Here is a 24696-nt window from a genome sequence, read left to right on the forward strand (position 1 = left end):
TTCAAATTTCGCAAAGACGGTATTGAAGGCTGATCTCCCCCCTTGTGGGGGAGATGCCCGACAGGGCAGAGGGGGGTGAAACAGGAGGTTCAACACCATTTCTTACGCTCCCCTCACAGGTTGACCCAATGGTTGGTCCTCAACGCCTGGTTCCGGCTGTTTGTCACCCTCTTTGGCAGCCTTGACCGCGAGGCGGATGATCACCCCGATATAAGCAAGCAAAAGCACAGCATAGACAACGAGGTAAGCCACGAGCGAAGAGGCAATCACCCCCGCTGACACTGGCCCAAGCGCATCAACGGTTCTGAGCACGCCGCTAACCAGCCAAGGCTGGCGGCCAATCTCGGTGGTGTACCAGCCGGCAAGTGTGGCCACCCATCCGGAAAGCGCCATCGGCACCATCAGCATGGCGAGTGGTCGTGCGATGGTTCCGCGCCGCCACAGCATCCATGCGGCCATCCATGACACGAGCAGCATCAGCACACCCGTTCCAACCATGACCCGGAAAGCGAAGAACAACGGTAAGACAGGCGGATGGTTGCCTTCGAACTGGTTGAGACCGGGCACCACGCCTTGGGCACTGTGCCGTAGGATCAGGCTGGCGCCATCGGGCACCGCAATCTCAAAACGGTTTTCCCTCGTTGCTTCATCAGGCAAGGCGAAGAGTACGAGTGGCACATTGGAGCCGGTTTCCCAATTGGCTTCCATGGCCGCAATTTTTTGCGGCTGATGTTCCAGCGTGTTGAGCCCATGCTGATCCCCGGCGAAAATCTGGATCGGGATAAGTATGGCTGCAAGATAGACCCCGGTGCGCAGGGTCTTCCACATGGCATCCGTGCGATCACCCAAAAGCCAGCGGAGGGCGGAAACACCCGCAATCAGAAACGATGCGGTCAGCGCCGATGCCAGCAGCATATGCACGAGGCGGTAGGGCATGGACGGGTTGAAGATGATGGCGACCCAGTCAGTGGCATATGCTTTGCCGCCGCGCATTTCGAAACCGGCTGGTGTCTGCATCCACGAATTCAGCGCGATGATCCAGAATGCCGATACGGTGGTGCCGAAGGCCACAAGGAAAGTTGCCAGCGTATGAACACGATTGGACACGCGGCGAAAGCCGAAAAGCATGATGCCGAGAAAAGCAGCTTCCAGAAAAAAGGCTGTAAGGATTTCATAGGCCAACAGTGGACCGGCGATATTGCCGACAGTCTCCATATAGCCCGGCCAGTTGGTGCCGAACTGAAAGCTCATGGTGACACCCGAGACGACACCGAAAGCGAAGGACAGGGCGAATACCTTGACCCAGAAATGGTAAGCTTTCATCCAGGCATCGTCGCTGGAGCGGATATAGCGGAGCTTGAAATACAAAAGTACCCAGCCGAGCGCGATGGTGATCGTCGGGAACAGGATGTGGAACGAGATATTCGCAGCGAATTGTATTCTCGACAGAATGAACGGATCCATGACGGCGTCCTTTCGCTGCGGACATATGTCACCGGAATGCGTTCAATGAGAAGTAGACATGCTGTCGCGCGGCATCACCTCTCGATAATAATGGCCGCGGAAATTTCGCGGCCATTGGGTAGAAACGGGATCGGGTGAGGACTAGTTGAGCGAGCTGACCTTCACCGCCAGCAATTCGCCCTCATACATCATCGGGACGAAAATCGTATCGTCATTTGATCCGATATCGACATCACCGGGTTTGAACTGGGCGGCCAGCCGGGGTGACTGTCCTTCAACAATTTCATAAAGCGCGCCCTTTGCAGGATCGCTTAAATAGATGCGTCCGGGGAAGTTGACGATCCCGTCGACATTGGCAAAGCGAGTGGCCTTCGGGAAAGGCGTGACGGCCTTGCTTGCCAGATCAACAGAAACGAGCCCGCCCTGCTCATCCGTGCTGAAATCCGCATGTATCCCCGCGCCCCATGAGCCGACGACCAGTCGGTTGCCATCAACGATAATCCCATTGGGTGACTTCAGATCAGCGCTTTCCAGCCACAGTTCAATCTTGCCGCCGGAATAGCGATAGATGCGGTTGGCCAGCATATCCGTGACAAAGACATCGCCATTCCCGGAAGCCGCCACGTCATTGAGGAATACCGCCTTGTCAGCGGCTAGGCTTTCAACGATTTTGCCCGTATCAAGGTCGACAATGCGCAGTTTGGTGATATCCGAGACAAAAAGTTTGTTGCCAACGATTGCCATACCCTTTGGCCCGTCAAAGCCGCTGGCCCAATCCATCTGGATAATCTGGCCATCCAGCGAGATGAGTGACAGATAGCCATTGCCATCCACGGCATCCGGTGCGCCATTGATGTTGCTCACAATCAGACGCTGGTGCGCCTTGTCATAGAGTGCGGATTCCGGCGTTTTGAAGCCGGATACTTTCCAGACTTCCTTGGCAGGACCAGCATAGGCCTGACCAATAAAAACACTCGCGGCAACCGCGACGACCGATAAAATCCTGAAACCTGCGTGCATGATGTTTCTCCTTGCATGATCAGGAGAAGCATTAGATTATTGGTCTTCATGCGAAAGATACCTTCATTCAAGTATCATAAACCGATACTTTTATGGTCGATCCGGGATAAATTCTGATGAACAAGATGCTGTTTGAAGCCTTGAAGCGCGGCCTGAAAGCCAAGAACATCACCTATGGCGATCTGGCCCGGCGGATGAAACTGTCGGAACCGACCATCAAACGCATCTTTCAGGAGAAGGATTGCAAGTTTGGTCGTCTTATTGAGATTTGCGAGGCGGCGGGGATCGAGATCGAACATCTGATCGGTTCGATGAACCGCGCGCCGGATCAAGGCACCAAGGTGACGCTGGATGTGCAGCGGCGGCTGGCGCAAAACCAGTCGCTGTTTTTCGTATTCATCCTCATTCTGGAAAAGTTCACGCCTGAAAGTATCATGCGCATTCATGGCCTGAGCGAAGCCAGCATGTTTCTCTATCTGCGCGATCTGGAAAAGCTTGGCCTTCTACAGATCGGGCGCGGCCTGAACTTTCGCCTGCTGGTGGAGCAGCCGGTGCAATGGGATTTTGATGGACCGCTGCATCAGACATTCATCATGATGAACCGCAATTTCATCAGCTGGTGCATTGCCCATCGCGGCAATGATGGCCACTTCCTCAGCTTTTCCCGCCCCATGCGCCGCCAGACGGCGGATTTGCTGCGGCAGGAAGCGGAGGAACTGGCCGAACGCGCCAAGCTGCTTTCCCATTACGACCAGCAGACCACGGCGGAAGCGGATCTCGTCGGCTATAAGTGGGCCTGGGGTTTCGGCGGCTCGCCCTTTGGCGAGATGATGCATGTGGACCCGCATCCACGGGAACGGATGGCATCAAAACTGGCAACGGCGGACTGAACCAAACGTTCGATCCGCCGCCTGCCTGTTCATATTATACGGCGATCTTGCCGCCACCCTTTTTGGTGATGGCAACAACGGCGGGGCGCACCGGCATATCGTCCTTGAAGTCAGGCCAGCGGGTGGACAGGTCCTCGTAATAGGATGGACGGCCAAAGCCTTTCCAGTCCTCGCCACCATCACCCGGATGCTGGACGGCAACCATCATGGTCTTCATATCAGGCAGCATCAGCGGACCGCACATTTCCGCACCAACCGGCACGCGGAAGAACAGTTTTGACGTGGCGCGGGCGCCGCCTTCCGTATCGATAGCCCAGATACCATCGGTGCGGCCAGTGTCCTTCGGCGAGTTGCCATCGGTGGCGACCCAAAGACGACCGGCGGCATCAACCGCGCAATTGTCAGGCATGCCGAACCAGCCGTTCTTGGTCGTCTCGGTGGAGAACGACGCGCCGACATCGGCCACAGCCGGATCGCCGCACTTCAGCAGGATTTCCCACTTGCCCTTGGTCGCGGCAAAGTTGCCGTCTTCCTCGGCGATTTCGACGATATGGCCGAAGGCGTTCTTGGCACGTGGATTGACCGCGTCAACCTGATCATCCTTGCGCTTGGTATTGTTGGTCAGCATGACATAGACTTTGCCATTGACGCCATTCGGACCGATGTCTTCGGGACGGTCCATCTTGGTCGCGCCGAGCAAGTCACCGGCGCGGCGGGTTTCGATGAGAACATCAGCCTGCGAATGGAAGCCATTGGCTTCGGTGAGCGGGCCTTGACCAAAGACAACAGGCAGCCAGTTGAGCGAGCCATCAACGTCGAACTTGGCGACGTAAAGTGTGCCGTCATCAAGCAGGTCGAGATTGGCAGCGCGATTATCAGGATTGAATTTTCCTGCTGTCACGAACTTGTAGACATAGTCGAAGCGCTCGTCATCGCCGAGATAGAACACGACGCGGCCATCCTTGGCGACGATGGAATCAGCACCCTCATGCTTGAAACGGCCCATCGCTGTGCGCTTCTTGGGAATGGAATTGGGATCATTCACATCGATTTCAACAACCCAGCCAAAGCGATTGGCTTCGTTCGGGTCCTTGGACAGATCGAAACGGTCATGGAACTTGCCCCAGTCGTAAACACCTTCCGGGATACCCATGCGCTTGTAATTGGCGGCTTCCTTGCTGTCCTCAGGCAGTTTTCCGAGGAAATAGCCGTGAACGTTCTCTTCACCCGACACATAGGTGCCCCACGGGGTCACGCCGCCGGAGCAATTGTTGATCGTGCCGAAAACCTTGGTTCCGGTGGAATCAGCATTGGTCTTGACGCGCTCATGACCGGCAACCGGGCCGGACAGCTGCATTTGCGTGTTCGCGGTGATGCGGCGATTGAGCTTGCCATCCTTCACCACCTGCCACTTGCCATCGACCTTCCTGATCTCGACGACGGTGCCGCCATGGGCTGCCATTTCAATATCGACACGCTTCTTGTCGGCGGGCGCGACGCTGATCTTGCCCTCAACGACCTTGACGATGCCGGGGAACATCAGATGTTCATTGGTGTATTCATGATTGACCACGAGAATTCCGTGTTCGGACGAGCCATCGATCGGAATGAAGCCGACATAATCATTGTTGTAGCCGAACTGCTTTGCCTGCGATTCCGGTGTCTGGTTCTTCGGATCGAATTCGGGTGAGTCCGGGAACAGGGCATCACCCCAGCGCAGCAGCACATCAGCATCGTAGCCAGCGGCGACATGATGCTTTTCATCAATGCCGACTTCGACTTCCTCGAAGGAGAAAGCGGATTTGGCGTCCGCAGCGCGGGCGTCGTCAGCCAGCATCAGCGCCATCGGGCTGACGGTTGCGGCAATGGCGGAAACGGCAAGCGAACCTTTCAGGAAACCACGGCGCGAAAAACGCGCGGCAATGATCTCGCCCATGGTGGCATTGTCGGAGAGGTTATGGCCGGGGCCGTCATTCTCTTCAAGCTGGCTGGTGCGGAATGGCTGCTGGGAGGGAAGTTCGTTCATGATGCTGACCTCTGGCTATCTGGCTGGGGGGAGCGGCTTCGAACCGTCCCCGACCGCTAGAAGGTCAGCGTAACATCTTCATGACAAAGCGATGAATATTCGCAAGTACCCGACAAAGGTATGAGAAGCGTTGTCACGCGGGTCGATAAATCTGCGCCACCGCTCCGCCGGGGAATGCTCTTGAGCTGATCAGCTTGAGGCGCATTGGCGCGGCGAGTTCGCAGAAGAGTGGTAGGCCTTTGCCCAATGCCACAGGAGCCACGACGAGTGCGAACTGATCAACCAGCCCTTGCGCGACAAGACTGCGGGCGAAACTCACCCCGCCATGCGCGATGATCGGCTTGCCTTCTCCGGCTTTCAACTTGGCGATTTCCTCAGCCAGATCACCGGTCGCCACATAGGCCTTGGCCCAACTTGCAGCGCCGGGCTGCAGCTCGACAGACTGTCCCGTTGCCGCATTGGCGCTGACGGCATCAACTGCCGCCGCCGTGTTCACATTCCCAAGGATCGCCTGCCCTTGCTGCGAGAAGACGGCTTTGGGAATCTGGTTCATCGGCGGCGCGAACTGGTCGGTGGAGGTCTGCCAGTAATTGGCCATGGCCTGGAAGCTGCGGCTGCCCATAATATGCAGGCTGGCATTCCATATATAGTCAACGCCCCAAGCCTTCGCCTCCTGATCAGCGCCGAACATCCAACTGTTTCGGCCATCAAGATCACTCACAAAGCCGTCGATCGATATGGCCATCTTCAAGATCAGGTCTCTCACGGGTTTCCTCCTCATGACGCTTCTGCCCAAGGACGCGCCAGAGCGACCGATTCCGACAAGACGCATTTTGAAAAACCGAAAATAACCCGGTCACGACAGCCATATCGTTTTAAGCCGCTGCGATAAGCCCGCCATAAATATCAAGATCGACATTGCCGCCCGAGAGCACCACGGCAACTGTCTTGCCTTTGATCTCTTCCTTGCGCGCCGCCGCACCGGCAAGGCCGACGCAGCCGCCCGGCTCGACGATCACCTTGAGATAGGTCGCCGCATCACGCATGGCCGCCGCAACTGCGGCATCCGAAACAGCAACGCCGCCAGCCAGATTTTGCTTGTTGATCGGAAAAGTCAGTTTACCGGGCTGCGGCGTTAGAATGGCATCACAGATAGACCGGTGACCCGGCTCATTGGCAACAGGCTCGCCCGCAATCAACGAACGGCGTAGATCATCGAAATTGTCTGGTTCAACGCCCCAGATGCGCGTTTGCGGTGAGCGGGCCTTCACAGCAACAGAAATACCGCTGATCAGACCGCCGCCGCCACTTGGCACGAAAACATCATCAAAGGTGATGCCACGCTCCTCCGCCTCATCAATCAACTCAATCCCGATGGTGCCCTGCCCGGCCATGATGGCAGGATCATCGTAGGGCGGGACCAGAATCATGCGGCGGTCATTGATGAATTCGGCGGCGATCTCCTCGCGGCTTTCCTTGTAGCGGTCATAGAGCACAACTTCCGCGCCGTAGGATCTCGTATTGGCAATTTTCAGTTGCGGTGCATCCGATGGCATGATGATCACAGCCTTGATGCCAAAGAGCTGGGCGGAACTTGCTACGCCCTGCGCATGATTGCCGGAAGAGAAAGCAACAATACCGCGCTTGCGCTCTTCCGCCGTCATCTGGCTGATCCGGTTATAGGCACCGCGAAACTTGAACGAGCCTGTTCGTTGCAGGCATTCCGGTTTGAACAGGATGCGCGCGCCATATTTGGCGTTGAGCCCTTCTGATTCGATCAGACGCGTCGGAACAAGCTGGCCCTTGAGACGGGCGGCGGCATCCACAATGTCGGTATTGGCAATGGCTAAAGCAGTCATCATGTCCTCGGCTACACCCTGCGTGATGGTTTTGCCATTCATAGCACCACGCGCCAATCCCGGCATCCAAATCATTGTCATCATTGTCCCATGCGGCCTCTTGAAAGTTTGGCCATAACGCTATAGTTTAGAATTATTCTAAAGTAGGAAGATATCATGCTCAGCCGCTTCTTCGGACCCCGCCGCCACGAACTCCATGCATTGTCGGAACAGCAGATTCTGGCGCTCGCCATTTCATCGGAAGAGGATGATGCCCGAATCTATCTTGCCTATGCGGATGGGCTTCGTGATGATTTTCCGCAAAGTGCTAAGGTGTTCGAGGATATGGCGGAGGAGGAAAATCACCACCGGCAGGTGCTTATCGATCTGCACCGCGAACGCTTCGGTGATCGCATCCCGCTGATCAGGCGCGAGCATGTGCGTGGCTATCTGGAACGCAAGCCGGATTGGCTGGTGCGTCCGCTCGGCATCGACAAGGTGCGCGAGATGGCCGAAAAGATGGAAGAGCAAGCCTATCGCTTCTACACGGAAGCGGTGAAGCTTGTCAGCGATGCCTCGACCCGCAAATTGCTGGGTGATCTGGCAATTGCCGAAAAAACCCATGAATCATTAGCGCACCAGCTGGGCGAGCAGCACACGCCCGATGCGGTGCAGCAGGACGAGAAGCTGACCGAACGGCGGCAGTTCCTTCTGACCTATATCCAGCCGGGACTTGCCGGGCTGATGGATGGCTCGGTTTCGACGCTTGCGCCGATCTTCGCCGCAGCGTTTGCCACGCAGGACACATGGCAGACATTTCTTGTCGGTCTGTCCGCCTCGCTGGGTGCCGGTATTTCAATGGGCTTTACCGAAGCCGCACATGATGACGGTAAGCTTTCCGGGCGCGGATCGCCCTTGAAGCGCGGCCTTGCCAATGGTGTGATGACGGCCATTGGTGGATTGGGTCATGCCCTGCCCTATCTTATTCCGGATTTCTGGACAGCAACGACTGTCGCGGCAATGGTGGTTTTTGTCGAGCTTTGGGCGATTGCCTATATCCAGCACAAATATATGGAAACGCCGTTCCTCCGTGCCGCTGTTCAGGTCGTGCTTGGGGGCAGTCTGGTGCTGGCCACGGGTATTCTCATTGGCAATGCCTGACCGATACCCATGTGATTTGTGTATTGCAGACGAATCAAAAGTGACAAAACCCGGTGGTTAACACCGGGTTTCTTTTTATCTTTTCAACCGGAGAATTGCGGCCTGCCATAGGTCTTAAAGCTAATTTTCGATGAATTTAAGCTGTTTTAACCATCCGCATTCAGCAAGCGTTCATCTTTAGAGGTTAAATTTTAGCTAAATAATCGCTAACCGATTTTTCGGGCGATTGAGATTCAGGATACGAAAAAATGACTATGATTGTTCAACTGCGCGATACGCTTCGCGTCGTCCGTGAATTCATTGTTCCGACCTACCGTCCGGAACGCCATTACATGCGCGGCCCCGGCCCCGCTTGTGCCCAGCGCAACCACGGTCAGGCATGATGGTAAACACGCGCGTCAGACGGAGCCTCATCACGGGCTCGCAAGCCATAGTCACGCATAACAGCCGCAATCCGCAGCCGGTAATCGGCAAAGACCCCGGCGCGGCCTGCGCTCTGGGCAGCGCGATGTTCCTCGGTCTGGCGCCAAGCCGCAACTGAGGCTTCGTCACGCCAGAATGACAGGGAAAGATAGCGGTTCTCGTTGCCAAGGCTGCGGAACCGTTCGACGGAGATAAACCCGTCCATCTTTTCCAGAAGCGGGCGCAGATTGGCCGCCCGCTCGAAATATTCATGATCGAGACCTTCCGCAGGCTCAACTTCGAAAATCACCGCAATCATTTGATCAATCCCCCATTATTGCCTGTTACCCTGCGCAGGAACGTACGGTCCTCGCGGCGGATGAATTTTCTCTCACGCGAAAACTCATAATTGGCACGGCCAAGCGGATCAGCCGTCAACCGGGCACGATAGGCCTCATAGGCCGCCAGATCCTCGATATTGTAAATACCATAGGCGAGCGTGGCAGAACCTTCATGTGGTGCGTAATAGCCGATCAGATCGGCGCCGCAGCGCGGGATCGCCTCGTTCCAGTTGCGCGCATAATCAACGAACGCATCTTTCTGATACGGATCGATTTCATATTTGATAATGCAGGTGATGCTCATAATGGCCGCTCCTTTGTGTGGACTGGCCTTTTGTAGAGCGGGCTGGCGCGTGGATGCTTCGATCCCGGCCGAAGTGTTGACCCGGCGGCAAGCGCCGGGTCAAAGATTGATCAGGCGTCGAGGCCGTCAAACAATGCCGTTGAGAGATAGCGCTCGGCAAAGGACGGAATGATCACAACGATGTTCTTGCCTTTGTTTTCAGGGCGCTTGCCCAGCTCAATGGCCGCAGTCAGCGCTGCGCCAGAAGAAATTCCGACGGGCACACCTTCCAGCTTTGCCACCAGACGGGCATTGATGAAGGCATCTTCATTGGAAACCTGAATAACCTCATCATAGATGTGCGTGTCGAGCACCTGCGGCGCAAAACCGGCACCAATGCCCTGAATCTTGTGCGGGCCGGGATTGCCGCCTGACAGAACAGGTGAATCCTTCGGCTCAACCGCAACGATACGCACATCAGGCTTGCGCTGCTTCAGCACCTGACCGACACCGGTGATCGTGCCGCCGGTGCCGATGCCCGATACAAAAATATCAACCTTGCCATCAGTATCGTTCCAGATTTCCTCGGCGGTCGTCTTGCGATGGATTTCCGGATTGGCCGGATTGTCGAACTGGCCGGGGATAACAGCATCCGGCGTTGTCTCAACCAGTTCGTTGGCCTTGGCAATCGCGCCCTTCATGCCCTTGGCGCCTTCGGTCAACACCAGTTCGGCACCCAGCAGTTTCAGCATCTTGCGACGCTCGACTGACATGGTTTCCGGCATGGTGAGGATCAGGCGGTATCCCTTGGCAGCGGCAGCAAAGGCCAGTGCAATACCTGTATTGCCAGAGGTAGGTTCAACAAAAGTGGTTTTGCCGGGCGTTGCTTTGCCCTGCGCTTCCAGAGCTTCAATAAGGGCCACGCCGATACGATCCTTGACGCTGGCAATCGGATTGAAGAATTCAAGCTTGGCCAGAAGATTGGCACCAACACCCTGATCCTTTGCCAGCTTATCAAGGCGGACAATCGGCGTATCGCCAATCGTATCGACAATGGAATTGTAGATACGGCCACGACCGGGTTTGCGCGCGTCACCAGTGCTCATGAAAGTGCTCCCTCGAATTGGACAGGTTGATATCTTATGGCGCGAGCATGAAAATTCATAGTCGAACTCATGCGCAAATGCCCAATCAGTGAGAAAAATCTGCTAATATAGATATCCGATTAGAATAAAATTCTACATTTACGAGGTCCGGCCAGCGATAGCCAAAGCGGCACCCGCCATGAAAGCAGCCGCTGTCCGGTTCAGTCTTTTCAAAGCACGCGGGGATTGCAGGAACCAGCGCGCCTTGGAAGCAAGCGCCAGATAAGGCACGAGCACGACTATCAAAGTCAGAACTGTCACCACGGCCAATACGGCATAATCCGCCAGCGTAATGGCGTGCAGATCAATCAGGGTCGGCGTGAGCGCGATATAGAAGATCATGGTTTTCGGATTGCCGAGCGTTACTGCAAGGCCCGAGAGAATGCCGGAGACAACGCCACCATTACTGCGTTTGGCTTCAATCTTTTCAGCCGAAATGCCGGAGTTCCAGAAACTCCAGGCAAGATAGGCAAGGTAGGCCACGCCAGCCCATTTGATCAGCAGAAACACGTTGCCAAAAGTCTGCGCCACCATGGCAAGGCCAAGCACCACGGCGGTCAGATAAGTCAGATCGCCAATGACGAGACCAAAGGACATATACAGCGCCGAACGGAAACCAGAACCCAGCGCACGCGCAATCAGCGCGGTAATACCGGGCCCAGGAATGGCGGCAGCAATGGCAAGAGCGCCTGAATAGGTGATGAAACCGGCAAGTGTCATGATCAATCCCTATCTGAGAACTGCGGCTGGAGAATACTCTGATTTTCGGCAGTGGCAACACGGCTCAACGAAACGCCAAACCAAGGCGGCGTTTCAATTTTCAGGGCTGGAGAAATTTATGATGACGTCTTTCAACTCATCATAAAGGGCCGGATTTTCCGCAATCACACTATAGGGCGCACAACGGATAATTGCACGAATGCTGCTTTTCGCCAGCAGGTTAAAACTCTTTGCTTTGGATGGCTTGATGATTTCAGGCTTGCCGATAATCGTGCCATCCTTGTCCAACTTGAACTTCACAGTGACAGTGCGTGCAATATCCTTACGCATATCTGGTATATTCCAGCAGGCCTGAATGCTCAGTCTTATCTTTTGCGCAATTGCTTGGACTTCTAGATCCAAAGCCTTTTTGTCAGAAGCCTGAACTGCGGATGTCCCAAGAGGTATCGCCAAAGAAAGAGCAATGACAGCCCGTCCAATCATCCCTGACATCCCATTCATAGAACCAGAAAACCCTGTCCCAACGGATCATCATCCTCGACGATAAACTCCGCCTTGCCGCTGTAATAGGCATGCCCGGAAACCCGTGCCGTAATGGCATCGAAAGAGCCCGCCTTTGTTGTCGAAGCCACAGCCCCGGCAAAACGCGAACCGACAATGCTTTCAAAAATCCGGGCCTGACTTGCGTGAATCTGGCCCTTGGCATGCATGGCGGCAAGACGCGCTGTGACGCCCGATCCCGTTGGCGAGCGATCCAGCTGCGCATCGGCAAAAATACAGACATTCTTCGTCGGCGCTTCCGACCAGCTATCGAGCCCGTCAGTCAGGATCGAACCATAGAGAAAGGCGAGATCCTGATGATCCGGGTGTTCCAGCGGCACAGCCTCTTTCACCGCCTCGGTCAAAATCGTTGCCGCGTCGATGAATTTGCGGGCGGGATCGCGGCCAAATTCCAGACCGAACTGCTGGCAATGGGCGAGCGCATAATAGGCGCCGCCATAGGCCACATCGAATGTGACTTCGCCATGCGTTGGCAGATTGATGGTGCGGTCTCCAGCAAACAGGAAAGCCGGAACGCTCTCGAACGAGACACTGGCTGACTTGCCGTCCTTCACCTCAACCGAGGCCACCACCATGCCGCATGGGCATTCGATATGAACCGTGGTGACAGGCTCGACCTTTGCCACCAGACCATAATCGATGGCATAGCGGCCAAGCGCGAGGATCGCGTGGCCGCACATGGTCGAATAGCCTTCATTGTGCATGAACAGCACGGCGAGATCAGCGCCGGGTAAATTCGGTTCGGCCAGCAGCGCGCCGTACATATCAAAATGGCCGCGCGGCTCGAACATCAGAATCTTGCGCAAATGGTCAAGATTGTCCCTGACATAGGCGCGCTTCTCGAGGATCGTGCCTTTTGGCAGCACAGGATATCCCCCGGTGATGATACGCAGCGGCTCGCCGCCCGTATGCATATCGACAACAGTCAGTGGCGCGGCCATCAGGCGATGCCCAGAAGTGCGGGCAGCTTGCGCATATCGTCGAAGAGAATACCGCCCGCCGCGACAAGACCTTCATGATCGGCATGTTCATCGCCGCAATAGGAAAAGACTCGCATTCCTGCCGCTGTTCCGGCGGTGGTGCCGGCAACGCTATCTTCAATCACCACTGACCGGGATGGTTCAAAGCCCATCTGCTTTGCCGCATGCAGGAAGAGATCAGGGAACGGCTTGCCCCGCGCCACCATCGACGCACTGTAGAGCACGTCCTGAAAGTGGCCGATCAGCCCGGTTTTGCCGAGCGTCAGATGCATTTTTTCGATATTGGCCGAGGACGCCACGCAATAGGCAAGCTGGGCCTGCTTCACCGCATTGATGACATCCTCAATATGCGGGATGGCCTCGACGCCATTTTCAAAGATGACTGGAATGGCCTGATACCAGCGCTCAACAAAATCCTCGCCCAGCGAATAGCCTTCCGCCTCGACCTTTTCTTTCACCGCCCGCATCGGCATGCCGCACAGGTTCTTGCGCGCTTCATCGAAGGTGATGGGATAGCCCGAAGCATTGAGCATCTTGATGAGATGCTGATTGGCAAGCGTTTCGGTATCGACCAGAACCCCGTCACAGTCGAAAATCACCAGATCGGGGCGCGTCATATTCACTTGTCCTTGTCGATGCCTTGGGAATAGAGATTTTGCAGCTCCGCAAACGTCACACCTGCCGTTGAGAACCCAAAAGTACCATTATCGAGCACTTCGCGGGCCGCATCGCGAATAGCGGTAAAGGCGGCGGTGGTCAGCCTTGGTCCCAGCGAAACACGCCGCACACCAACAGCCGCCAATTCACTGACACTGAGCGGAGCCGGAGCCAAAACGCTGACCGGCTTCGACACCGACGCGCAGATGGTGCGGATGCTTTCAAGATCGGAAATGCCGGGGGCGAACAGCACATCGGCGCCCGCCTTGTCAAAAGCCTGCAGTCGCTTGATGGTGTCATCAAGGTCGCGACGGCCACGCAGGAAGTTTTCGGCCCGGGCGGTGAAAACGAAATCATTCTTCAATGCTCGCGCTGCTTCCGCAGCCGCTGCAACACGTTCAACCGCATGGGAAAAGTCGTAGATCGGCTTGTCCGGGTCGCCGGAAAAATCCTCAATGGAACAACCTGCAAGCCCGGCAGCTTCCGCAGCAAAGATCGTCTCACCCGCGCTGTCGGCGCTATCGCCCTTGCCTTTTTCCAGATCGCCGGAAACAGGCAGATCGGTTGCCGCAACAAGATCGCGGCAATGCTGCATCATGACATCAAAGGTAATGGCGCCATCGGGCAGAGCACGCGAAAAGGCAAACCCGGCACTGCTGGTCGCCAGAGCTTTGAAACCCAATGAACCGAGAAACTGTGCCGTGCCGGGGTCCCATGGATTGGGCATCAAGAGAATTTCCGGCCCCTGATGCAGCTGACGGAAAATCTTGCCCTTGTCCATGATATCCTCCTACACCATCAACTTACGATGTTCCCGTTGATCCGAATCCTCCGGCACCACGTGCCGTCTCACTGGCATGCTGCCGCTCTTCAACGGCAAGCTGAACCACTGGAGCCAGCACGACCTGCGCAATGCGCATGCCACGCTCGACATAGAAATCGTCATCTCCGAGATTGATCAGGATTACTTTTACCTCACCCCGATAGTCGGAATCAATGGTCCCCGGCGTGTTGAGGCAGGTAATTCCGTTTTTGAGCGCAAGGCCGGAACGCGGCCTGACCTGCGCTTCATACCCTTCAGGGATTTCGAAGATCAAACCGGTGGGAACCAATGCCCGGCGACCGGGCAACAAAAGGAGGGGTCTGTCCTCCGGTACGGCGGCACGCAGATCCATGCCAGCGGAACCTGACGTTTCATAGGAGGGCAAATCAAGGTCCTGCCCATGCGGCAACCTGACAAGACCGAGAGCGGGGCGCACAGATCGTGCGGAATCGGATGATTGAGACATGAGATCACCTTTTTCACCAGTCTGCGAGATTGGTCAACCGGCAAGATTTGCTGCGATCATTCTTTGCACACAATCTCTTTCTAGCTGTCAATGCGGCCAGACGATTCCCAAGCGCCGCGCGACGCGCTATTGTCAGCCATATCAGACGTGAATCGGGTGAATCATGTGTCGTTGGGCAGCCTATCTCGGACCTCAGCTTTATCTGGAAGATGTCATTGCCTCGCCCTGTCATTCGCTGATCGCCCAAAGCCATGACGCGCATGAAGCCAAAACCCGCACCAATGGCGATGGTTTTGGCGTTGCCTGGTATGGCGAGCGGGCTGAGCCCGGCCTTTATCGCGATATCCTTCCCGCCTGGTCGGATCAGAACCTGAAGAGCCTTTCCCGGCAAATCCGCTCCCACCTGTTTCTCGCCCATGTGCGCGCCTCCACCGGCGGCGCGACGAGCCGAACCAATTGCCATCCTTTTGTATCAGGCAAATGGAGCTTTATGCATAACGGGCAGATCGGCCATTTCGATAAGCTGCGGCGCGGGCTGGAAGCCAGGCTTGATGATGCACTCTATGTGCAAAAGCTTGGATCAACGGATTCGGAACTGATTTTCCTGCTGATGCTGCAATACGGGCTCGACAAAGACCCGGCACAGTCGCTGATTAAGACGGTCAATGTGATCACGGCGGAAGCAGAACGCGCCGGTGTGCCGCCATTCATCCGGCTGACGGCTGCCTTTTCCGACGGCGCACAGCTTTATGCCGTGCGCTACGCCACTGATCGCTTCGCCCCGACGCTTTACACGGCCACCCTTTCGCCCAGCTCCGGCCTTTGCGTTGTCTCGGAACCACTTGATGGTGAAGCGGAGAACTGGATGCCCGTACCGCCGAACAGTTTCGTGACGGTCAAGAACAGCAAGCGCATCGCCATTGAGCCTTTTATGGCGCAGGAGAAATCCGGGCCGGTGCTGGAGAGTGTTTGAACCGCGACATCGCTATCAAGCAGCTTGGTGTGTCATGGAATCGAGCGCGACGATCTTGTCGATTTCCGCCTGCTTGTTGCGGCTTTCAATCTTGAGATCATAGGACGTCTGCATATTCATCCAGAACTCAGGTGAGGTCTTGAAGAACTTTGCCAGCCGCAATGCGGTATCCGGCGTGACAGCCGTCTGCTCCGCAACGAGGCGCTCTATGCGCGTCCGCGGGACGTTAAGTGCTTTCGCCAGCGCACCGGCACTCATGCTGAGCGGGACAAGAAATTCTTCGCGAAGAATTTCGCCGGGATGAATTGGGGGTAAGTTGACTTTTGCCATGCTCGTTTCCTTGGAGGCTAATGATAATCGGCAATCTCTACCTGTTCAGCACCTGCATTGGTCCAGATAAAGCAAATGCGCCATTGATTGTTGATGCGGATTGAGTGCTGTCCTTTTCGATCTCCACGAAGGGCCTCCAACCGATTGGCCGGAGGGGCTCGAAGGTCGTTCAAAGACATGGCGTGTTCTATCATCGTCAGTTTGCGCACAGCGCGTTGAAAAATCTCCGCCTGAAACCCTTTTGGAATTTTCCCAAGTGCAACAGCTTCCGTTAATTTGTCCTTGAATGAACATATCATCACTGCCTCAAATACGTGTATCATAATATGATACACTGGTGAGTCAAGACAAATGTATCACACCATGATACAACCTTAGTATAAGAGCTATTTGAATTGATGGTCGACGGCAGCGGCTTCGGCTGATAGAAGGCGCGCAACCCTTGAATTATTGAGTTTGAGCCTTTTCATGTCTTCTGCCGATCATCCCGTTTCGAAACGCCGTACCTTTGCGATCATCGCGCACCCGGACGCCGGTAAAACCACGCTGACTGAAAAGCTGCTGCTTTTCGGTGGAGCGATCCAGCTTGCCGGTGAAGTCAAGGCCAAGAAGGACCGTATCCAGACGCGCTCCGACTGGATGAATATCGAGCGGGATCGCGGGATCTCGGTGGTCACATCAGTGATGACGTTCGAGTACAAGGATTGCATTTTCAATCTGCTTGATACGCCCGGTCACGAAGACTTTGCCGACGATACTTATCGCACACTCACAGCAGTCGACAGCGCCGTCATGGTCATCGATGCCGCCAAAGGTATTGAAGCACGGACGCTGAAACTGTTCGAAGTCTGCCGCATGCGCGATATTCCAATCGTCACCTTCGTCAACAAGATGGACCGGGAAAGCCGCGACCCCTACGAAATTCTTGATGAGATCGAGCAGAAACTGGCGCTGGATACCGCACCCATCACCTGGCCGATCGGCCGTGGTAAAAGCTTTGCCGGCACCTATAATCTGCAGGACAACACCGTGCGTCGCCGCGACGAGGAAGAAAAGCCAACGCCAGTCAATGGCCCGGAAGCTTCAGGCGCTTCCGGATTGCTGCCGGAGAATGAGCGGCAGGCGTGGATCGAAGAAGTGACGCTGGCGCGCGATGCGTGCAATCCATTCGATCTGCAGTCTTTCCGCGAAGGTCACATGACCCCGGTTTATTTCGGCTCGGCCTTGCGGAATTATGGCGTGCGCGACCTCATTGAAGCCTTCTGTGATTTCGGCCCAAGCCCTCGCGCGCAAGATGCCGATACACGCCGCGTCGAGGCGACCGAAGACAAGATGACCGGATTTGTGTTCAAGATTCAGGCCAATATGGACCCTAATCATCGCGACCGCATTGCGTTCCTGCGGGTTTGCTCAGGCAAGCTATCGCGCGGTATGAAGGCCAAGCTGGTGCGCACCGGCAAGCCGATGAGCCTTTCGGCACCGCAATTCTTCTTTGCCCGCAGCCGCCAGATTGCGGATGAGGCATGGGCCGGTGATGTGGTGGGCATTCCTAACCACGGCACCCTTCGCATTGGCGATACGCTGACCGAAGGCGAGGACATCCTGTTTCGCGGCGTACCGAACTTTGCGCCTGAAATTCTGCGCCGCGTGCGGCTTGACGATGCGATGAAAGCCAAGAAGCTGCGCGAAGCCCTGCAGCAGATGGCGGAAGAAGGCGTTGTCCAGCTATTCCTGCCCGATGATGGCTCGCCTGCAATCGTCGGTGTTGTTGGCGCCCTGCAGATCGATGTTCTGACGGAACGCCTGAAAGTGGAATATACGCTGCCTGTCGGCTTCGAGCCCGCACGCTTTACCATTGCGCGTTGGATTACCGCCGACGATCCGGCGGAATTGCAGCGTTTCATCAATGCGCACCGGGCTGATATAGCCCACGATCTCGACAATGATCCGGTGTTCCTGGCGCAGAATTCATTCTCGCTGTCCTATGAGGCGGAACGCTGGAAAGATATTCGTTTCGCCGCCATCAAGGATTATCAGGTCCGCGAAAAGGCGGCCTGATACCGTAATTCTTCAATTGAAACAGCTATTAAGCCTTTCCCTTTGCTTTTTGCAGCGAGGGTAAGGCCTTAACTGTCCATGCGCAGAATTTTATATTAAACCAAACGGTTGACAATTGAATTCATGCGCTTATATTAAACCCTATGGTTGAATATAGCACACCCACTCTTGACGCGGTTTTTCATGCCCTCTCCGATCCAACACGCAGGGCAATGCTGCACCGGCTGTCAATAAGCGAACGCACCGTCAGCGAGTTGGCGACGCCGTTCAACATGTCGCTCGCCGGAGCTTCCAAGCACATCAAGGTGCTGGAAGCCGCAGGACTGGTTCGTCGCCATGTACAGGGGCGGACGCATATCTGCGCCCTCCAGGCGGCCCGACTGGCTGAGGCACAGGAATGGCTGCGTTATTACGAGCAGTTCTGGGAAGAACGTCTCGACGATCTGGAAGATATTCTGCGTGCAGAGGATCGCGCGCTTGCCGAAAAGGCAAAACACGAGCGCCGCAAGGGCTCAAAACCCAAACATGAAATCAAGGAGTAGGAAAATGAGCCTGCATCAGGGAAATGACCAACTTGGAGTAGCAACAGCCCAGCGCACCGTTCGCATCGAACGGCTGCTCCCCGGCCCCGTTGAACGCGTATGGGAATACCTCACAGACCCGGAAAAGCGGGGTAAATGGCTGGCCAAAGGTCCGATGGCCGGACATGCGGGTGGGCCCGTCGAACTGATATTCCGCCATTCCGAATTGTCGACCGCACCCACCCCGGAAAAATACCTGCGGTATGAAGGGCATAAGAATGCCGGAACCATTATTCGCTGCGAGCCGCCGACATATCTTGCCATGACCTGGGAAGAAGGCGCGGGCGAACCATCGGAAGTCAGCTTTGAACTACAGGCCGTCGATGGCGATACCCTGTTGACTTTGACGCACAGCCGCCTTGCCGATCATGGCGCGATGGTGAGTGTCTCAAGCGGCTGGCATACGCATCTAGGCGTGCTGATCAATGTGCTTGATGGCGTTGAGACAACCGACTTCTGGGGGAAACTGGAAAGCCTCGAAGCGGAATATGATCGGATATTACCGGCCTGACCAAGCCTTTCGTATCGTTACTGACATATCTATCAAAGGACAGATCATATGAAACCGCATTATGAAGGCAGCCATAATATCGCGATGAAAGTGCCGCCGCACCAGTATGAGGCAACAATCGCCTTTTACCGTGATGTGATTGGATTGAAGCCGCTGCAAAACCATCTGCCCTCTATCGGGTTTCATTTTGGTTCCATTCAGCTCTGGATAGACAAAACACCCGGTATGAGCCAAGCCGAGCTATGGCTGGAGATTGCTGCCGACGATTTGCGCTCGGCGGCTGTACATCTGAAGGATGCAGCTATTGTGCGTTGCGATGAAATTGAGGCGCTGCCGGAGGGGCATCAGGATTTTTGGATCACCAGCCCCTGCCAGATCATCCATCATGTTTCGCAAAAAGGCGATGGATGGTAAGCAGTAACTTACGCCATACAACAGGCCGGCTTCATGCCGGCCTTTTACATTTATCAAATCAGCGCCGGAACTTGCGCTCAAACAGCAGAACTTTTTCGCCCGTATACTCAATCTCATCAATGCGCTCAAAGCCCGTCTTTTCAGCAACGCGAACGGAAGCGATATTCTCCGGCGAGATGATGCAGCGTGCATAATCCTGCTTGAAGAAGTCATCGCCCCAGGCAGCCGCAGCGGCGAGCGCCTCACTGGCATAGCCTTTGCCATGCGTCTCCGGCGCTAGAACCCAGCCCATTTCAGGCGTATCGCCAAAGGGCGGTTCGATGTCGCGTAGAAAATTGGCGAAGCCGAGATCGCCGATATAATGGCCGGTGGCTTTTTCCTCCACAGCCCAGAAGCCGTAGCCGTTCAAGGCCCAGAGACCGGCATATTTTAACAGACGCGCCCAGGAAAGTTCACGAGTCGAGGGCTTGCCTGTAATGAATTCATAGACGGATGGATGTGTCCACACAGTGTGCAGGGCTTCAAAATCTCCAAGGCGATGCTCTCGCAGGATAAGGCGCTCAGTTTCAACAACAGGGATGGTGGAGGTCATACGGAATCCATTTGAAATCTTTGCATGACTTTTTGACGGCTGTTGCGCGCAGTGTCAAATGGCTAATTGTATAAGCACAGGCTTACAGATATTTGATCAGCACTGCGTTTGCATGACGCTCATCTTCAAGCGCAAAATCAACCGTGCCAATTCTCTCGAACGCCCTTGTTTCATAGAATGTTCGCGCGCGATGGTTCTCAAGATTGACCATAAGGAAAACCTCATTCCAGCCCTTGGCACGGCTGTGATCCATTGCCGCCTGCAACAGGGCACTGCCTACACCGTGACCGGAAAAATGCTCTTGAACATAGAGCGTTTCAATTTCGACGCTCTCAAGCCGACGCACCGGACAGATGGCGCGATATGCAATCTTCGCATAGCCGACGAGACAGGCATCGACCTCGCATACAAGCAGCTGTTTTGCGCCATTCGCGATCTCTGCGGCCAGTTTTTTCTCGGTAAATGCAGCAAAGACGTAACGGGAGAGTGTATTGCGCAAACCGGCCTTGGCATAGGTGTGCAGCCAGACCTGAGTGGATAGGGCCGCAAGATTGAGCGCGTCATCAGCCTTGGCCGTTCTGATATGGAAAGTCATACTTCGATGGTCCGCAATGCCGCAGCAATACGGGCTGCCAAGCGTTCCGCCACCTCTTCCTTGCTCATATCGGGCCATTCCTCGATGCCTGAGCGCGTAACGATACGCACCGCATTGCGGTCACCGCCCATCACACCGGTCGTGTGGCTGACATCATTGGCAACAATCCAATCTGCGCCCTTATTGTCGAGCTTCTTGCGGGCATTGGCGAGCAGATCCTGTGTTTCGGCAGCAAAGCCAACCACGAGGCGCGGACGCTGCTTGTTATGCCCGACACCGGCGAGAATATCGGGGTTCTCCACCATTTGCAGCGCTGGGGCAGTCTCGCCCGGCTGCTTCTTGATCTTCTCGCCTGCCTCGTTCGCGGTGCGCCAGTCGGCAACTGCGGCAACCATCACTGCCGCGTCAGCGGGTAAAAGCTGTTCCACGGCATCGCGCATTTCACGGGCCGACTCCACATGCACCACCGAGACGCCCTCGGGATCGGGAATCGTAACCGGCCCGGAGACCAGATGCACCGTTGCACCCAGCTGCGCCAATGCGGCGGCTATGGCATGGCCCTGCTTGCCCGAGGAGCGGTTGGCGATATAACGCACGGGATCAATGGGTTCATGCGTCGGGCCTGACGTCATGACAATGGTTTTGCCGGAAAGCGGTTTTGGTCGGCGATCCAGCAACTTTTCAATTGCTGCGACAATCTCCAGCGGTTCCGCCATGCGGCCCGCACCGCTCTCGCCACTTTCGGCCATCTCGCCACTGTTCGGCCCGACAAACCAGATGCCATCTTTCGCAAGGGTTGCGCGGTTGCGCCTGGTTGCGGGATGGTTCCACATTCTTGGATTCATGGCCGGGGCGATGAGTACCGGCTTATCCGTCGCCATCAGCACGGCCGAGGCGAGATCATTGGCAAGGCCATTTGCCATCTTTGCCATCAGGTCAGCCGTGGCGGGGGCGACGACAATCAGGTCCGCCTCACGCGACAGGCGGATATGCCCGATATCATGCTCGTCCTCACGGGAAAACAGCTCGGTAAACACCTTGTCTGCCGCAAGCGCACCAACAGAGAGCGGCGTAACAAACTCTTCCGCTGCCTTGGTCAGGACAGGACGCACATGTGCACCGCGCTCACGCAATCGCCGGATGAGATCAAGACATTTATAGGCCGCTATGCCGCCACCAATGATCAGAAGAATATCGCGCCCGGCGAGAAACTGAGCCGGGTTTTTCTTACCCTCCCCCTTGAACAAAGGGGCGGACCGCAGATGCGAGACGGGGGAAGATAAGGCAACATCATGCGTCATTTCACCAAGAAGAAGGCGCACTTCCTCCTCCATGGAACGACCATGGGCAGCGGCGCGCAGCCGCAACTTTTCTTTGGTGGCATCATCAAGGTTGCGAATGGTAATGCTGGCCATATGATTGCACTCCAGAGAAGAAGACTGCATGTAATGCAATCATTGCAATCATATTAGCGCAGATTTACTCAAAAAAGAAGCGCGTAAGTGATGATGACAAGGCAGGTTGCAATCACCCAAAGCGCAACACGACCAGACCGGGTGTGCCGGGCTTCGGCTTTGCCGATGGCTTTTGCAGTCTCATCATCGAAGCGGAAGCCCTGTTCTGCCATCCGGTCCATTTCCTTGGACAGGCGATCCGCACGCGCAACGAGTTCCGGTGCCTGCCGGGCAAGATGCAGCATTGCCCCAACACCTTCGCGCGCATCGGCAAGGATACCTTGCGGGCCGAGATTGCGGCGAATCCATTCACCGACAACAGGCTCCGAGGCCTTCCACATATTGAAATGCGGATCGAGCGTGCGGGAGACACCTTCCACCACAACCATGGTTTTTTGCAGCATGACAAGCTCGGGCCGCGTTTCCATGTCGAAAAGCTCGGTGACCTCGAACAGCAAAGTCAGCAGCTTGGCCATGGAAATGGTTTCAGCCGGCTGGCCGTGGATCGGCTCACCAATGGCGCGGATTGCCTGGGCAAAGCTAGCCACATCGTGGTGATGCGGCACATAACCCGCCTCAAAATGCACTTCAGCCACACGGACATAGTCGCGGGTGATGAAGCCATAAAGGATTTCCGCAAGGAACCGCCGCTCCTTTTTGCCAAGCCGCCCGGTAATGCCAAAATCCACCGCAACAATATGGCCCTTGTCGTCAACAAACATATTGCCGGGATGCATGTCTGCATGGAAAAACCCGTCCCGCAGCGTGTGGCGCAGAAAAGACTGGATTAACGTTTCGGCGAGACCAACGAGATTATAGCCCGCAGCGCGCAAGCCCTCGATATCCGACATCTTGATGCCGTCAATCCACTCAAGCGTCAGCACATCGCGTCCGGTGCGCTCCCAATCAACAGTTGGCACGCGAAAACCCGGATCATTCTTGGTGTTTTCGCCGATCTCCGAAAGGGCCGCCGCTTCCAGCCGCAAATCCATTTCAATGCGTGTGGTCTGTGCGAGGGTGCGTGTCACTTCAATGGGACGCAGGCGGCGTGTGGCGGGAACATAACGTTCCTGCCATTGCGCCACCATGAAGAAGCTTTCCAGATCATTGTTGAAACGTTGACGTACGCCAGGCCGCACAACCTTGACCGCGACCTTATGGTCTTCGCCATTCACCTTGACGTAGGCAGGGTGAACCTGCGCAATCGACGCGGCGGCTATTGGTTCACCGAGGCTTACATAGAGATCATTGACTGAACGGCCAAGCGAGCCTTCAATGGCCTTTACCGATGCTTCCATCGGGAAAAAATCAAGCTGGTCCTGCAGAAGCGCCAGATCATCGGCTACTTCGGTGCCGACAACATCGGGCCGTGTCGCCAGAAACTGGCCGAGCTTCACATAGGACGGTCCAAGCTTGTTGATCGCCCGCGACATGCGCTCCGACCGGCGGGCCGTGCGGGCACGCCGCCGTGCCAGAAGCCCCGCCACACGATGACCGAATGCCGGAAGGCCGCTCAGCCCTTCAGCTGGCAAAGCGGAGATAACGCCTTCGCGCGTCATGATCCATCCGGCCCGGATCAGGCGAAATACTGCTGCAAACTTACTCATTCAGAACGTCACAACTTCCAGCCGGAATGCAGGGCAGCAATACCGCCGGTAAAATTGCGCCAGCTGACGCGCTCGAAACCTGCTGTGCGGATCATCTCGGCGAAATCCGCCTGCCGGGGAAATTTACGAATGGACTCAACCAGATACTGATAGGAATCCGCATCGCCCGTGACAGCCTTGCCGATTTTCGGAATGGCATTGAACGACCAGGCATCATAAATCTTGTCAAGAACCGGCAATTCAACCTCAGAAAATTCAAGACAAAGGAATCGCCCGCCCGGCTTCAGGACGCGGTAAGCTTCGGCCAAAGCATAATCAATACGCGGCACGTTGCGAATGCCGAAAGCGATTGTATAGGCGTCAAAGCTCGCGTCCTCGAAAGGCAGTTCTTCCGCATTTGCTTCGACAAACTCCGTGTTGTCGGCAAGGCCCTGCTTTTCGGCGCGGTCGCGGCCAACGCCCAGCATGGATCCGTTGATATCAAGAACAGTCGCATGGGCATTGCGATTTGAAGCCTCGACGATGCGGAATGCGATATCACCGGTGCCACCGGCCACATCAAGCACTTTCCAGTTTGATGTTTTGGATGGCGCGAGCCATGCGATCATCGAATCTTTCCAGACACGGTGCAGACCGCCGGACATCAGATCATTCATCACATCGTAGCGTTTGGCGACGCGATGAAACACGTCATTGACGCGTGTCTGCTTTTCTCCGTCGCCGACATCCTGAAAACCGAAGGATGTTTCCATGCCGCCATGGGCACCGGTGCGTTGCTGGCTCATTGTGCTACCTGCTGATCTC

29 protein-coding genes are annotated in these 24696 nt (G+C 55.7%); 8 read left to right on the plus strand and 21 right to left on the minus strand.

The window, feature by feature from the left end:
* Positions 1–102: 102 nt before the first annotated feature.
* On the minus strand, positions 103–1464 hold the full coding sequence (locus BLU05_RS07470; protein WP_091878962.1) for a cytochrome ubiquinol oxidase subunit I: 1362 nt from the start codon (positions 1462–1464) through the stop codon (positions 103–105).
* Positions 1465–1605: 141 nt separating this feature from the next.
* Positions 1606–2484: an NHL repeat-containing protein gene (locus BLU05_RS07475; RefSeq protein WP_091878963.1), complete on the minus strand. Its 879-nt coding sequence runs from the start codon at positions 2482–2484 to the stop codon at positions 1606–1608.
* A gap of 116 nt (positions 2485–2600) precedes the next feature.
* Here BLU05_RS07475 and BLU05_RS07480 point away from each other — a divergent pair, with 116 nt between their 5' ends.
* Complete coding sequence (locus tag BLU05_RS07480; RefSeq protein WP_091878965.1) at positions 2601–3374, plus strand: helix-turn-helix domain-containing protein; 774 nt, start codon at positions 2601–2603, stop codon at positions 3372–3374.
* A 34-nt stretch (positions 3375–3408) separates the two neighbouring features.
* Here the strand turns inward: BLU05_RS07480 and BLU05_RS07485 are convergent, their stop codons facing one another.
* The 3 genes from BLU05_RS07485 to BLU05_RS07495 form a co-directional block, all read right to left on the minus strand.
* Positions 3409–5400, minus strand: a complete 1992-nt coding sequence (locus BLU05_RS07485) for a PhoX family protein (protein ID WP_091878966.1) — start codon at positions 5398–5400, stop codon at positions 3409–3411.
* Positions 5401–5533: 133 nt separating this feature from the next.
* Entirely contained in the window at positions 5534–6166 is a 633-nt protein-coding gene (locus tag BLU05_RS07490) for a dihydrofolate reductase family protein (protein ID WP_091878968.1), read from the minus strand.
* Between the two features lie 109 nt (positions 6167–6275).
* Positions 6276–7262, minus strand: coding sequence for a threonine ammonia-lyase (locus BLU05_RS07495; RefSeq protein WP_091880144.1), 987 nt, complete (start codon positions 7260–7262; stop codon positions 6276–6278).
* 153 nt (positions 7263–7415) lie between these two features.
* Here BLU05_RS07495 and mbfA point away from each other — a divergent pair, with 153 nt between their 5' ends.
* Together mbfA and BLU05_RS26550 are read left to right on the plus strand one after the other, a co-directional pair.
* A complete protein-coding gene (gene mbfA / locus BLU05_RS07500) occupies positions 7416–8399 on the plus strand; it encodes an iron exporter MbfA (protein WP_091878969.1) in 984 nt (327 codons plus the stop codon).
* A gap of 248 nt (positions 8400–8647) precedes the next feature.
* Complete coding sequence (locus BLU05_RS26550) at positions 8648–8782, plus strand: hypothetical protein (protein ID WP_280139032.1); 135 nt, start codon at positions 8648–8650, stop codon at positions 8780–8782.
* Here the strand turns inward: BLU05_RS26550 and BLU05_RS07505 are convergent.
* The 9 genes from BLU05_RS07505 to dut all read right to left on the minus strand — a co-directional run bounded on the left by BLU05_RS07505 (position 8773) and on the right by dut (position 14777).
* Entirely contained in the window at positions 8773–9120 is a 348-nt protein-coding gene (locus BLU05_RS07505) for an antibiotic biosynthesis monooxygenase family protein (RefSeq protein WP_091878971.1), read from the minus strand. The two genes, BLU05_RS26550 and BLU05_RS07505, sit on opposite strands and share 10 nt — an antisense overlap.
* Positions 9117–9446 (minus strand): NIPSNAP family protein, encoded by a 330-nt coding sequence (locus tag BLU05_RS07510; RefSeq protein WP_091878972.1) that lies wholly within the window; start codon positions 9444–9446, stop codon positions 9117–9119. The genes BLU05_RS07505 and BLU05_RS07510 overlap by 4 nt, the downstream gene beginning before the upstream one ends.
* 110 nt (positions 9447–9556) lie before the next feature.
* Complete coding sequence (cysK, locus tag BLU05_RS07515) at positions 9557–10531, minus strand: cysteine synthase A (protein WP_091878974.1); 975 nt, start codon at positions 10529–10531, stop codon at positions 9557–9559.
* 138 nt (positions 10532–10669) lie between these two features.
* Positions 10670–11290 carry a LysE family translocator gene (locus BLU05_RS07520; RefSeq protein WP_091878975.1) on the minus strand — a complete coding sequence of 207 codons (621 nt, stop codon included), beginning with the start codon at positions 11288–11290 and terminating at the stop codon, positions 10670–10672.
* Between the two features lie 93 nt (positions 11291–11383).
* Entirely contained in the window at positions 11384–11773 is a 390-nt protein-coding gene (locus BLU05_RS07525) for a TonB C-terminal domain-containing protein (RefSeq protein ID WP_175540545.1), read from the minus strand.
* Between the two features lie 14 nt (positions 11774–11787).
* Positions 11788–12792: a proline racemase family protein gene (locus tag BLU05_RS07530; RefSeq protein WP_091878978.1), complete on the minus strand. Its 1005-nt coding sequence runs from the start codon at positions 12790–12792 to the stop codon at positions 11788–11790.
* Positions 12792–13448 (minus strand): HAD family hydrolase, encoded by a 657-nt coding sequence (locus tag BLU05_RS07535; RefSeq protein WP_091878980.1) that lies wholly within the window; start codon positions 13446–13448, stop codon positions 12792–12794. The genes BLU05_RS07530 and BLU05_RS07535 overlap by 1 nt, the downstream gene beginning before the upstream one ends.
* Before the next feature lie 2 nt (positions 13449–13450).
* Positions 13451–14269: an isocitrate lyase/PEP mutase family protein gene (locus BLU05_RS07540; protein WP_091878981.1), complete on the minus strand. Its 819-nt coding sequence runs from the start codon at positions 14267–14269 to the stop codon at positions 13451–13453.
* Between the two features lie 22 nt (positions 14270–14291).
* Complete coding sequence (gene dut / locus BLU05_RS07545) at positions 14292–14777, minus strand: dUTP diphosphatase (RefSeq protein WP_091878983.1); 486 nt, start codon at positions 14775–14777, stop codon at positions 14292–14294.
* A gap of 163 nt (positions 14778–14940) precedes the next feature.
* On the opposite strand from dut, the gene BLU05_RS07550 reads away from it, so the two are divergent.
* A complete protein-coding gene (locus BLU05_RS07550) occupies positions 14941–15750 on the plus strand; it encodes a class II glutamine amidotransferase (RefSeq protein WP_091878984.1) in 810 nt (269 codons plus the stop codon).
* Between the two features lie 15 nt (positions 15751–15765).
* Here the strand turns inward: BLU05_RS07550 and BLU05_RS07555 are convergent, their stop codons facing one another.
* Both BLU05_RS07555 and BLU05_RS07560 read right to left on the minus strand, forming a co-directional pair.
* Positions 15766–16080, minus strand: coding sequence for a HigA family addiction module antitoxin (locus BLU05_RS07555; protein ID WP_091878986.1), 315 nt, complete (start codon positions 16078–16080; stop codon positions 15766–15768).
* A 17-nt stretch (positions 16081–16097) separates the two neighbouring features.
* Complete coding sequence (locus tag BLU05_RS07560) at positions 16098–16379, minus strand: type II toxin-antitoxin system RelE/ParE family toxin (RefSeq protein ID WP_091878988.1); 282 nt, start codon at positions 16377–16379, stop codon at positions 16098–16100.
* Between the two features lie 169 nt (positions 16380–16548).
* On the opposite strand from BLU05_RS07560, the gene BLU05_RS07565 reads away from it, so the two are divergent.
* The 4 genes from BLU05_RS07565 to BLU05_RS07580 all read left to right on the plus strand — a co-directional run bounded on the left by BLU05_RS07565 (position 16549) and on the right by BLU05_RS07580 (position 19644).
* A complete protein-coding gene (locus BLU05_RS07565; protein WP_091878989.1) occupies positions 16549–18138 on the plus strand; it encodes a peptide chain release factor 3 in 1590 nt (529 codons plus the stop codon).
* Positions 18139–18281: 143 nt separating this feature from the next.
* Positions 18282–18680, plus strand: a complete 399-nt coding sequence (locus BLU05_RS07570; RefSeq protein ID WP_091878991.1) for an ArsR/SmtB family transcription factor — start codon at positions 18282–18284, stop codon at positions 18678–18680.
* A 4-nt stretch (positions 18681–18684) separates the two neighbouring features.
* Entirely contained in the window at positions 18685–19230 is a 546-nt protein-coding gene (locus tag BLU05_RS07575; RefSeq protein ID WP_091878992.1) for an SRPBCC family protein, read from the plus strand.
* Positions 19231–19278: 48 nt separating this feature from the next.
* On the plus strand, positions 19279–19644 hold the full coding sequence (locus tag BLU05_RS07580) for a VOC family protein (RefSeq protein WP_091878994.1): 366 nt from the start codon (positions 19279–19281) through the stop codon (positions 19642–19644).
* Positions 19645–19702: 58 nt separating this feature from the next.
* On the opposite strand, the gene BLU05_RS07585 is transcribed toward BLU05_RS07580, so the two are convergent.
* The 5 genes from BLU05_RS07585 to ubiE all read right to left on the minus strand — a co-directional run bounded on the left by BLU05_RS07585 (position 19703) and on the right by ubiE (position 24677).
* Complete coding sequence (locus BLU05_RS07585; RefSeq protein WP_091878995.1) at positions 19703–20236, minus strand: GNAT family N-acetyltransferase; 534 nt, start codon at positions 20234–20236, stop codon at positions 19703–19705.
* Positions 20237–20318: 82 nt separating this feature from the next.
* Positions 20319–20831, minus strand: a complete 513-nt coding sequence (locus BLU05_RS07590) for a GNAT family N-acetyltransferase (protein WP_175540546.1) — start codon at positions 20829–20831, stop codon at positions 20319–20321.
* Entirely contained in the window at positions 20828–22246 is a 1419-nt protein-coding gene (gene coaBC, locus BLU05_RS07595; RefSeq protein ID WP_244518231.1) for a bifunctional phosphopantothenoylcysteine decarboxylase/phosphopantothenate--cysteine ligase CoaBC, read from the minus strand. Before coaBC ends, BLU05_RS07590 begins: the two co-directional genes overlap by 4 nt.
* 68 nt (positions 22247–22314) lie before the next feature.
* On the minus strand, positions 22315–23892 hold the full coding sequence (ubiB, locus tag BLU05_RS07600) for a 2-polyprenylphenol 6-hydroxylase (protein WP_091878998.1): 1578 nt from the start codon (positions 23890–23892) through the stop codon (positions 22315–22317).
* 8 nt (positions 23893–23900) lie between these two features.
* Positions 23901–24677, minus strand: coding sequence for a bifunctional demethylmenaquinone methyltransferase/2-methoxy-6-polyprenyl-1,4-benzoquinol methylase UbiE (gene ubiE / locus BLU05_RS07605; protein WP_091879000.1), 777 nt, complete (start codon positions 24675–24677; stop codon positions 23901–23903).
* Positions 24678–24696: the final 19 nt, after the last annotated feature.

The organism is Phyllobacterium sp. OV277, from assembly GCF_900104355.1.
Taxonomy (GTDB): domain Bacteria; phylum Pseudomonadota; class Alphaproteobacteria; order Rhizobiales; family Rhizobiaceae; genus Phyllobacterium.